The 11,304-nt window shown below is 28.6% G+C and carries 10 protein-coding genes and 1 tRNA gene; 8 read left to right on the top strand and 3 right to left on the bottom strand.

Annotated features, from left to right (window positions below):
- The 3 genes from KKE07_00055 to KKE07_00045 all read right to left on the bottom strand — a co-directional run.
- The coding region (locus tag KKE07_00055) for a hypothetical protein (GenBank protein MBU4269260.1) at positions 1-502 on the bottom strand (502 nt) is incomplete at its 3' end.
- A 242-nt stretch (positions 503-744) separates the two neighbouring features.
- Positions 745-1,599, bottom strand: a complete 855-nt coding sequence (locus KKE07_00050; GenBank protein ID MBU4269259.1) for a deoxyribonuclease IV — start codon at positions 1,597-1,599, stop codon at positions 745-747.
- On the bottom strand, positions 1,589-3,001 hold the full coding sequence (locus KKE07_00045; protein MBU4269258.1) for a phosphomannomutase/phosphoglucomutase: 1,413 nt from the start codon (positions 2,999-3,001) through the stop codon (positions 1,589-1,591). The genes KKE07_00050 and KKE07_00045 overlap by 11 nt, the downstream gene beginning before the upstream one ends.
- A 92-nt stretch (positions 3,002-3,093) precedes the next feature.
- Here KKE07_00045 and KKE07_00040 point away from each other — a divergent pair, with 92 nt between their 5' ends.
- From KKE07_00040 to KKE07_00005, 8 genes are all read left to right on the top strand, one after another.
- Positions 3,094-4,734 carry a hypothetical protein gene (locus tag KKE07_00040; protein MBU4269257.1) on the top strand — a complete coding sequence of 547 codons (1,641 nt, stop codon included), beginning with the start codon at positions 3,094-3,096 and terminating at the stop codon, positions 4,732-4,734.
- Between the two features lies 1 nt (position 4,735).
- Positions 4,736-5,974 carry a serine--tRNA ligase gene (gene serS, locus KKE07_00035; protein MBU4269256.1) on the top strand — a complete coding sequence of 413 codons (1,239 nt, stop codon included), beginning with the start codon at positions 4,736-4,738 and terminating at the stop codon, positions 5,972-5,974.
- A gap of 64 nt (positions 5,975-6,038) precedes the next feature.
- On the top strand, positions 6,039-7,163 hold the full coding sequence (gene hemW, locus KKE07_00030) for a radical SAM family heme chaperone HemW (GenBank protein ID MBU4269255.1): 1,125 nt from the start codon (positions 6,039-6,041) through the stop codon (positions 7,161-7,163).
- Between the two features lie 71 nt (positions 7,164-7,234).
- Positions 7,235-7,696 (top strand): pyridoxamine 5'-phosphate oxidase family protein, encoded by a 462-nt coding sequence (locus KKE07_00025; GenBank protein MBU4269254.1) that lies wholly within the window; start codon positions 7,235-7,237, stop codon positions 7,694-7,696.
- Between the two features lie 59 nt (positions 7,697-7,755).
- Complete coding sequence (locus KKE07_00020; protein MBU4269253.1) at positions 7,756-8,823, top strand: hypothetical protein; 1,068 nt, start codon at positions 7,756-7,758, stop codon at positions 8,821-8,823.
- 24 nt (positions 8,824-8,847) lie between these two features.
- Positions 8,848-10,212, top strand: a complete 1,365-nt coding sequence (locus KKE07_00015) for a hypothetical protein (GenBank protein MBU4269252.1) — start codon at positions 8,848-8,850, stop codon at positions 10,210-10,212.
- A gap of 71 nt (positions 10,213-10,283) precedes the next feature.
- Positions 10,284-10,370 (top strand) — tRNA-Leu (locus KKE07_00010).
- 121 nt (positions 10,371-10,491) lie between these two features.
- Positions 10,492-11,304: hypothetical protein (locus KKE07_00005; GenBank protein ID MBU4269251.1), on the top strand; the 813-nt coding region annotated here is incomplete at its 3' end.

The following is an 11,304-nucleotide window of genomic DNA, read 5'->3' as shown; positions in this document are numbered from 1 at the left end:
TGTTTGCAGGATTTGCTTTATTTGCTGCATTTGCTGTTTTATCATCTATATTTATATTAAATTTTTTACTTAATTCTTGCTTGATTTCATATATTAAAGAAGCCGTTTCTTCGTGTAGTTTTAGATCAGTAGATTTTGTTACTTTTGTTAATATCAAATTAAATATGAAGTTTATTGTCTCAGGTATAAAACTTATAAGCTCAGTACTGCTTTTTGTATCAAAATTATTCGATAAAGTAGATAACGAACTTAACTCCTTTATTGTTATATAACCCTTAAGATGTTTTGATGTTCCAAGAACCAAACTTTTTTTAAGCTTTATAAGATTTATTGTTTTAAACTCTTTTTCCAATTCTTCATAATGATTAATGATATCTTTAACACTATTTAATATATTTATTAAATTTTCAGTGTTTTTAGCAGTTTCTTCTGGTGTAGGTTCTGTTGCGTTTACGATATTTACGGCTAAAAATAAAGCTAATATTATATTTTTAAATTTCATATATTTATCTCCGTGTTTATTATCAAAATTTAATTAATACAGTGATTATCCGTATCCCCCAAAATTTTAATTATAGTATAAGTTTAAAGTATCTAATCATATGGTCAAATGAGACCAGACTAAAATACACTAACAGAAAAAATATTCTAATTTAAAAGTTCAATAGTTGCAAATTGTAAGAATTTTAATATTTATTAATTATTTAATTTTTTAAAAACAATCTTTTTTGCTCTTTGTAATTGTTAAAACCAAGAATTAACAGTTTTTAGCGTGTCAAAAATATCTTTATCCGGAAGATTTGGAATTTCCAAAATTATTGGAATTTCTTGCAGTTTTGGGTGAAATATTAAGCTTTTTAGCATATTTTGATCAATTGTGCCTTTACCAATGGCTTCATGTTTATCTATTTTTGCACCTTTTTTTTCGGCAGAGTCATTAAGATGTATAAGCTTTATATTTTCAATACCCATAGTTGAATCAAGAATTTCTATAAATTCTTCTGTTTTTTCTATATTGTAACCATATGCAAACGCATGAGATAAATCGATACAAAACTTTACTTTTTCAGGATAATCAAGTTTGTTTTTTATTATTTTAAAATCATATAAATCGCTGCCAACGGTTCTGTTTCCATGAGCCGTATTTTCAAGTAAAATTCTTATATTTTTTTCATATTTTAATAATTTATTTAAAGCTCTGGTTAAATTTTCGATACCTCTAAGTTTTGCTTTTGGATCATCCTTAGAGCTTTTAAATGCACCGGCAGAACCCGGATGTAAAACTATATTTTTAATATTTAATTTTTTTGCCAAATCTATTTCTTTTTTTAAAATTCTTTGGCTTGTTTGATAACCAATATATTTACCGCTGCAAAGATTTATCCAATATGAGCTATGGATATAAATATTTTCTAAATTTTTACTTATTTTTAAAAAATTTTTTAAATCTCTGGGATCTATTTTGGGATATCTAAAGCTATGTTCTTTTGTCAAAAAGAATTGAAACGATAAAACATTAAATTTTTGTGCTTTTACTAGTAATGCACAAAGACTGTCTTCAAGTTTTAAATGCAGTCCAACATTTTTATTATAATTCAATTTTTTCCTTTAACTCTTTTGAATTAAAATATGGCACTAATGCATTATAAAACTCTTTTTTAACATTTTTAAGTCCTACTTTTGTATTTGATTCAAAACGTAGACAAATGGCAGGTTGAGTGTTTGAAGCTCTTATAAGTCCCCAGCCGTTTTTTCCTTCAGATCTTAGTCCATCTATTGTAATATTATTTATATCTTTTTTTGCTGCAAAAATATTTTTTACATGCGAAACTATTTGTTCTTTTTCACTTTCTTTGCAGCTGATTCTAATTTCTGCCGAGCGTTCTTTATTTGGAAATATTTTTATTAAGTCATCTAAATTTTTATTATTTTCCTTTAAAATTTCAAAAAGTCTTAAAATTGAATATATTCCATCGTCATAACCAAAGTATCTATCGTTAAAAAAGAAATGACAGCTTAATTCGCCGGCAAGCTTTGCATTTGTTTTAAATAAAGCATCTTTAATAAGTGAATGTCCCGATGGGCATATGTGATCTATAGCTCCCCATTTTTTTAACAACTCTATTAAAGAAGATGAAGCTTTTACATCAAATACAATTGTTGCTCCGGGGAAATCTTTTAAAACTTTTTCTGAAAAAATTGCTAGCAACTGATCTCCGGGTACAAGATAGCCAGATTTGGTCATTGGGTCCATGCGGTCGCAGTCACCATCAAGACCTATTCCAAGTTCTAGATTGGAATCTGTTTTTAGTAAATTAAAAACTGTTTGCATATTTTTTATATTTGTTGGATCTGCTTCGTGATTAGGAAAATTGCCGTCAAGATTTTCAAATATCGGTTTAACGTTTTTCCAGTTCATCGTTTTAATTAAATCCGGTATTACCGTTCCCCCTGCAGCATTGCCACAATCAATTACTGCATTTATGTCATAATTTTTAAGATGTTCAAAATTTTGAGCGAGCCAGCCTATATATTCAGGTATAATATTTTTATATGTTATTTTGCATATTTTATTATCTTTATTTTCAAAAAAATTTTGAGAATCACAAATATTTTTTATTTCTTGTATTTCTTTTCCCCATACAGATTTTTTATTTAAGCATATTTTCATGCCATTATATTGTGCCGGATTGTGTGATGCTGTGATCATTAATCCGGATGTAACATCAGTATTGAATAAAGAAAAATAAAATACCGGTGTTGGACATATACCTATATCTAAAACGTTTATTCCCATGTCTTTAGCTGCATTGATAACTTGGTCTTTTATTGCAGGAGAATGGTTTCTACCGTCTCTTGCAACTACGATCGATTTTAGGTCGGGTTGTTTTACTTTTAAATAACTTATTATTGCTTTTGTAAGTAAGTAACTTTCATTTATTTCAAATTCTTCACCAACAATACCTCTTATGTCATACTCTCTAAATATTACGTTTTTCATTTTTATTTGGCCCTTTTTTGAAAAAAGTTAAATTTCATTTAAAATAGGCATCTTTTATAATAAGTATTAATTTTTAGCATAATGGGTTGTTTATGAAAAGAAGATTTTTAAAATTATTTGTTTTTTACATGAGCTTTGTTTTAACAAATAATGTGTTGGGTGTGTCTACTGAAAATATAAATCAGGCTACAAACGATAAGCTTGCTCTTGATTCTTTGATTGCTTTAAAAACACAATTTATAAAAAATCTTGAAAAAATATTTATGTGTAAAAATTATTGGGAGTTACGTTACTACTCACCAACAGTTGATAATAAAGTTGCTGATTTTGTTTTTAATTCCAGTGATAAGGTAAAACAAAAAGTAGAAAAGCTTGATGCAATAAAAATTCGATATTCCATATATTTGGGCAAAATCGATGAGCTTATATCTGTAATTACAAAAAATAATTCAAGCGAAGATTTAATAAGCGAAGTAGATTTTTGTATAAATTCTTTTTTCTCAAAAAATATTTATCCGGGAACTCTTGAATATCAAAGAGAATTTAATTTGTTTAAAGATTATGATATCGAGCAAAAAGCTAAAGTTATAGAAGATAACAATATAAATATTAATGCGTTAAAAATATATTCTAAAAGTTTATTAAAAGAGTTTAATGTACCAAATTATTTTAAAAGAAATTTGCTAAAAGCATCTATTGGCGGAACCGGGTTGGCTTTAGGTGCGTGGCTTATTTATAATAATAGAGATAGTATTCAAAATAGTATTAATAGTATGTATTCAAATTTTAAAGATTTAAAAACCGCTGAATATTATAGAGATATATTACAAACAAATATTCAAAATACGGCTGATGAAATTTTTAAAAAATTTGAAAAAGATGAAATTATTCAAGAGGACGGCATTGAAGAAAAAAATGAGAAACAGAATAAGTGGGAGTTAGATGATTTATTGAATTTAAAAAAGAAAATGCTCAATTGCAAATATAAAGATGCAGAAGTTAATGCAAAGAATGAATTAAATTTTATAGAAAATGATAAAGTAAAAGAGTTAATTGATTCTATTAAAAATTATATAAATACTTTGAATGACAAAGAAAAAGAAACTAAGTTAAATACTGGAACCAGTTTTGTGGGTGGTTTAGTTGCAAAGATGATAAATGGTGTAACCGGTAATCGTTTTGATATGATGTTGGACGGTGTTGATTCTGCGTTGGCGGAATTTTTTAAAACTCTTACTATTGCAGATGACGGTTTGAATAAAGTAGATGATTTAAAAAATAAAATTCCGGATATTATTGAATTACATTATTTAATTGCATATAGAATTATAGCAGATCAACTTGGAAATGTTGTTCATGTATCGAATATTGCTAAAAATACAATATTGGGTATTTCATCTGCTTTAGCAGCTTTATGGGTAATAAAAAAGATTTTAACTTGGCATAAAAATAAAATAAAAGATATTAATTTTGTGAAAATAGAATTGTATAAAGTTTTATTAAAATATAAACATCAAAAAAGTGATATTTATTTTGATTCTATAAATTATGCAGATAAGGGTTTATTTATTTATTACATGGAAAAACTACAAAATTTATCAAATGGAATTTTGGGACAAGATAAGATTAATTTGATAAAGTTGATTGATGCACTTAATGATAAGTCAAAAACAATTTATGAAAAAGTTAATTTAATAAAGTTAGAGCAAAATCTTATGCTTGTTGGAGCTTAAAATGATAGATTTAAATTTATTAAGAACAAATACTGAAAAAATAAAAAGCTTAATTTTAAAAAAAGAACCTAAATTTGATATAGAAAAATTGATTGAGCTTGATAAATCTGTTCGTTTGGTAAATGCTGAAATTGAAAATTTACGTAAAGAAAAAAATGAACTCGCTGCCAAAGGTAAGCAAGGTGTAACTCAAGAGATTCGTGAAAAATCTATAGAAATTGGCAGTAAGTTAAAGCAAAAAGAAGTTGATCTTATTGATATTGAAAAAGAGTTCAAAAAATTGGCACTTTCTTGTCCAAATATACCTCAAGAAGATATTCCGGCTGGAAATAAAGAATCCAATCAAACGGCTTGGGAATTTGGATCAAAAAAAATATTTGATTTTAAACCTAAAAATCACGTTGAACTTAATGAAAAATTAGATTGGTTTGATTTTGATGCAGCAACTGCAATGTCCGGATCAAATTTTATTTTTTATAAAAAAGATTCAGTAAAAATGATTTATGCATTAACGAATTTAATGCTTAAAAATAACTATGCCCATGGTTTTGAACCGGTTATTCCTCCATACTTGGTAAAAGAACAAGCACTTGTAAATTCAAGCAATTTACCAAAATTTGAGGGTGACTTTTATAAAATGCAGGACGATCTTTGCTTGATCCCTACAGCAGAGGTAAGTTTAACAAATGTTCACGCCAACCAAATATTGAATGTAAGTGATTTACCAAAGCGATATGTTGCTTGGACAAGTTGCTTCAGACGTGAAGCCGGTGGATATGGTTCAACTGAAAGAGGGTTAATTAGAATTCATCAATTTGAAAAAGTTGAAATTTATTCGATATGTAAACCGGAAGATTCAAATGAAGAATTAGTTCGTATGATAAAAACAGCCGAAAAAATTTTGCAATCTCTCGGATTACATTACAGAGTTAGTTTGCTGGCAGCCCAAGATTGCTCTTTTGCATCTTCAAAAACTTATGACATAGAAGTTTGGCTTCCGGGCCAAAATCAATATTATGAAGTTTCTTCTTGCAGTAACTGTACCGATTTTCAATCCCGACGAGCTCAGATAAGATTTAGAAAAAATGCGGATTCCAAACCTGAACTTGTTCACACTTTAAATTCTTCAGCTTTGGCCATACCAAGGCTTATGGTTGCAATTATTGAAACTTATCAACAAGAAGATGGTTCGATTAAATTTCCAAAAGTTTTGCAGGATGCGATGGATAACTTGTGGTAATCCTGTAAAATAGTTTTAGTTCTAAAATTTGGATTAAAATTTGGGTGGTATTTAGGGGCATATTTTGAATAATTTTGAACATATCTATATTCATTGGCCATTTTGCAATAGCAAATGTTACTACTGTGATTTTTTATCTTTTTGTAATAAAACAAATCAAGATAAAGAATATCATGATGTTTTATGTTCACAGCTAAAATATTTTAAAGATAACAAATCAAAAATTAAAACTATCTATATTGGTGGCGGTACGCCATCGATATATCCGCTTGATTTATTAAAAGAACTTTTTGAAAATTTAAATAAAAATTTTGATTTAAGTGATGTCAAAGAAATTACAATTGAAGCTAATCCTGCAGATATTACCAAAGATAAACTTGAGGCTTGGAAAAGCTTTGGAATAAACAGATTGAGTATGGGGATTCAAATTTTAAGCGACGAAATTTTGGCAAAAATTGGACGCCGACAAACGACAGCTGATGCTATTGGTGCAATAAATTTAGCTGAAAAATATTTTGATAATATTTCAGTAGATTTAATTTTGGGACTACCTGATGTTACTGATGAAATTTGGCAAAATAGCTTGAAAACAGTTGTTTCTTGGCCGGTAAAACATATATCGGTTTATATTTTGACTTTATATAATAAAACAAAACTATATGATTTAGTTAAAAGAAATGAGATTTCTTTGCAAAAAGATGATACAATAATCTCCCATTACATTAAAACTGTAGAATTTCTGGAAAAAAATGATTTTATGCAATATGAAATATCAAATTTTTCCAAAGTTGGCTTTGAATCTATTCATAATATGGCTTATTGGGATAGAAAGCCATATTTAGGACTTGGATTGGGAGCTAGTTCTTTTGATGGAACTGCACGGTATATAAATGAAACGAATTTGAATAAATTTTTAAATATAAATTTAAACCCGCTTAATTGCGCTCAAAAAGAGATATTGACCGACAGGCAAGTGTTTATAGAGAAGTTGATGCTCGATTTGCGCAAGAAAAACGGGGGGGACTTGCATAGTATGTTATACTTTTTAAAGAGTGCTGATAAAATTAAGTTTTTAAATAGTATAGAAGAATTAAAAAAACAAGGTTTAATTCTTCAAATCGGGGGTAAGGTTTCTCTTACTCAAAAAGGTTTACTACTCGAGAATGAAGTTGTTTTGAAGTTAATATAATTTTTAAAATTTTAATATTTATTTTGTAAATATTTTTACATGGAATTTTTGTTTTAAAATTTAGAGGTGTTATGGCTAAGCACGTTGGTGTAAAATTACCGGAAGATTTAGTTAATCTTTTAAAAAGAAAAAAAACTGTTGCAATTTTAGCAACTTTCTCAGAAAAGGGCGTTCCAAATACAACTCCGGTACAGTGTATTTATCCTAAAGGCGATGAAAGTTTATTGCTTACAATTCATAAAGAACATACCGGTTATCGCAATATGGTTTGGCAAAAAAAGATTATGTTATGTTTTCTTGGTGAAGGAAATGTTGCATACAGTGTTTTGGGCCGTGCCGGCGTAGTCAGAGCTCCTTCAATGGTTCATCCATTAATGAATGTTGTTAGAATTGATACTATTGATATCAAATCCGATCGCTCCATTTTGACAAGAGTGGATCAAGGCGTTTTGTGGAGCTTTACTTCAACAGAAGCAGATGAATTAATAAAGAGTCTATTTAAAGAACTTGAAGATCTAGCCAAAACCCTATAATATTCATAAAAGATATAATTAAGATAGAGTTGTAATTTTTAAAAAAAAGGGCTCTTAATATGAATATTTGTATGAAGTTATTAGGTTTGTCTGCTTTATTCCTATTTTTTTTAAATGCTCAAGAGGCAGATGTTATTGAACAACAATTTGAAAATGCCAATTTGCAAGATGTAAATACTCCTGAAGTAAATGAAAATATTGTTGAACCGGTTGAAAAATTGGAAGAACCACAAAAAGAAACTAAAATTAATGGTATAGATAATGTTAATTTTTCTGAAGAAAAAATTGGCACTCAGGGAAATTGGTTAAAAAAAAGAGAATGGCTAAAGTCTTCATATGCTGTAAATGATGAAATTCAAAATATTGTTTCAGAAATTCAATCAATGCCCGGTCAGTACAATGAACAATTTAATAAAATAGATAAAGAGCTTGATGAATTTTATAAAAAAGAAGGTTTCAATCAAGCAAGCAGTGCAGCATTATTTGCCGGAATTAAAAAATATTTAAGTAATAGAAAAAAATATTATAAAGAACAAATCAAAAGCGGTGTTACAACTGAGGGTGAAATAGAAATTGATGATTTGTTAAAAATAACCAAAGATTTAAAAACGAAATCGGAACAACTTCGTTTGGATATTAAATCAATATATGATCTTGATAGGTCAATAAAAGACAGATTAAAAAAACTTGACGATCTAGAAAAAATGGCGCTTGAAGAATCTGCAAAATCTGCTCAAATGGTCGAAGAGATTTGGAATATAATTGATGATAAAAAAGCTAGAACAATTTATTATCAACTCAAAGGTGACTCATTAGAAAAAGTTAATGCTATCAAAAAATATGTAACTCAAACATTGTGGCAAGATTTTAATAATTTTATTGAATTAATTAAAACGCAAATGAATATTGTTTCAGAATCTATTGCTGCATTGGAAAAAGACGGCTTGATTGTAAAAGATCGAACTGAAAGATTAAAAGATATAAAAAAAATTCAAGAAGATGAAGCTAAGCGATTGGCTGAATTTGCAGCATTAAAAAAACTTGAACAAAATAGATCTTGGTATCAAAAATTCTATTCTTATATTGTAGATATATTTGCAAAAATTTATAATTTTCTTTCAAATTAATTTATAAAAGGGAGATTGCGAAAAATGAAAACTTACCAAAATTCTATTTATTTAATTCTTTTTGTTAGTTTTTGTAATTTTAATTTAATATTTAGTCAAGATAACACTATGCCTGCAGGTAATACAACTGAAACGCAAGCCACTTCAACTTTTGAAAATGATTCATCATTAGAAGATTTGTCAAAAATTAATCAAGCACAAAAAGATGTAAAACAACCTGAACAATTTGATAAAAGTAATGAATTGGCGCAAGAATCTGAAAAATTATCTAAAGTTGGCGAAATTGAAAAATCACAAAGCGGACCTGTAAGTGATGATCAATCTACTACACAACCTGCAGCTATAGTTGACAGAGCAGGAGATATATCTGAATCAAGACAACAAGAGAATACATCTGAAAATGTTAGTGAAGTAAAAACTACTCCAATATCTAATGAACCTGAAAATGTAAAACAAGAAAGTGATATTGAAATACATCAGGAAGTAGCCAAAGAAGAATCAAAAACAACTGAAAAAATATCAAATGACAGCCTGAAAAAAATTGAGTTGCAGGAATCTATAAATGCTTTATTTGATAATGAAAAATCTATAAAAGACGTGGCAATATATATTCAAGAGCTTAGATCTGTTTTATCGAAAATAGATGCGATTATTCAAGACTTTAAAATACAAAGAGATTCGGCTCGAGAAATTTATCATGAAAAAATAGATAAATTTTTAGATGGTTTATTAATAGATTTTAATTTTGAGCAGGGTGTTATTCAGGGAAAAAATAGATTAAATGTAATTGGTGAGCAAGTGAAAACCGAAAGTGTTAACGGTTTAGATAGTATAAAAAATAGTTTGGATAATATAGATATTTTGGAAGACAAGATTTTAGAAGTATTGGTAATTATTGATAAAGAATATGAGAGAGCTGTTAAAATTGGAATAAACGCAAAAAAATTAAATTTTGAAAATTTGGATGAGCAAAAAGTTGAGGAATTGAAAAAAGATTTACAAAAAAAGTTAAACGACGTTCAAAATATTTTTTCAAAATTTAAAAAAGAAAGCTTAAATTCTTTTAATCAGCTTATTGCGAGCGCTGAAAATCTTATAGCAACAGTTGTTGAAAGTTTTGGAAAAGTAAAAAAAGATGAGACTGAATTTGGTGATGATAGTAATGTACAATCAATGCAAGGGCTTGAAGCTAAATCTGTTGAACCTGTTGGGTCAAAAGTAGAATCTGAAATTGTAAATGAAACAAAAAATCAAAATAAAATTTTAGGTCTTTATGAAAATGCAAAAAGTTATATAAAAGATTTTTATATTAATTTAGAGCTATTCTTTAAAAATATGGCTAAAGACATTAAAGGTCGAGCCGAAGAATTAAAAAAAAGTGACAATTAAACGATTGCCAATAGCTTAATTATCTGGTAAATTTTGCATGTCTTAGTGATGTTCTTTAATATGAATTGACTGCCGAGATGGCGAAACTGGTAGACGCACTGCTTTAAGGGGGCAGCGGGAGTAATCCCGTAGGAGTTCGAGTCTCCTTCTCGGCACCAGCCGTCGCTCTGACGAGCTATGGCTGGCAGGCCAGTCTTTTGCTTTAACCGGTTGTGACCGGTAGGACATTAAAATTTGGAATAAATTTATGTTTTTAGATATTATTGCAAGGAGAGTTTGATGACTTCAAAAGTTGCTAGATTTTTTTTATCAAAATTAATGTTTTGGATTTTGATAACAGTTGTTGGATGCTATTTTTTATTTTCCATTGATATGAAAAAAGTTGAAAAAATGGAAACTGAAAATGGCAAAAAATTTTCTTTTGTAGAAAAAATTTATAAATCCATATCGATGCCGCATTTAAAATTAGGAATAGATCTTCAAGGTGGAACTTATTTGGTTTTGGGTGTAGAAGTTGAAAAAGCGGTTGATGCAAAATTAAAATTAGAAAATAAAAATTTAGATCAAATATTTAAAACCGGAGATTTAAAAGTTTGGCCGATAAAAAGAGAAGTAGTTGATTCAAATTTGGTTTTATCTTTCAATGATGAAAATGATGCAAAAAGTTGCGCTTCGTTAATTAAAAAAGATGATTTTATTCTAAAAACATCTGTAAAAGATACAAATGTAGTTTGTACATTAACTTCGGCTGAAGAGCAACGTATTCGCATGGGTTCTGTTGAGCAGGCTGTTAATGTTTTGAATAACAGATTGAGCGGTTTTGGCGTTGAAGGAATTGTTGTTCAACAGCATGGCGATAGACAAATAGTCGTACAACTTCCGGGTGTTGATGATCCGGATCGTGTAAAAGCTGTTATAACTCAAACGGCAAAACTTGATTTTAAGATAGTTGAAAAAACTGCAAGAAGTGAGCGCGAGATAGTTGATGATTTTGATGGCGATTTGCCAGCTGACAAAATGATTGTCAGAGGAAAAGTAAAACGTGGTCAAATGGCCGATGAAGAATCCGGTAGTTATTATCTTGTTTCAGCA

The sequence above is a fragment of the Candidatus Dependentiae bacterium genome (genome assembly GCA_018897535.1).
Classification (GTDB): Bacteria; Babelota; Babeliae; order Babelales; family UASB340; genus UASB340.
Note: the sequence above shows the minus strand (reverse complement) of the source record. Positions and strands in the feature narration are given on the sequence as shown.